The sequence below is a fragment of the Photobacterium sp. R1 genome, from assembly GCF_054600795.1.
Map to the genome: position 1 here is coordinate 1 of NZ_BAAHZP010000279.1, position 338 is coordinate 338.

General features: G+C 53.0%; 1 protein-coding gene. It reads left to right on the forward strand.

The window, feature by feature from the left end; all coding sequences use genetic code 11:
* A partial coding sequence (locus ACYP03_RS25030) for an extracellular solute-binding protein (protein ID WP_459782530.1) occupies nucleotides 1-338 on the forward strand: 338 nt, incomplete at both ends.

Genomic DNA, 338 nt, shown 5'->3' on the forward strand with positions numbered 1-338 from the left:
TAGGTTCGCAAGACTATAACAAGGCGTTTGTTGATCTGGATATGGACGTGCTGTCCGGTCCGAAAATGGTTGAAACCTTCGCGACCTTCCAGCGTATGCACGACTACATCGACGAGAACTCGCCGGGGCGTGACTGGAATATCGCCACCTCTATGGTGATCAATGGCGAGGCTGCCATGCAGATCATGGGTGACTGGGCGAAAGGTGAATTTGCGGCGGCCGGAAAACAGCCGGGTAAAGATTACATCTGCGCACCTGCGCCGGGCACAGCAAACCAGTTTACCTTCAACATCGACAGCTTTGCCTTCTTCAAACTGAGCAACAAAGACAACGAGCAG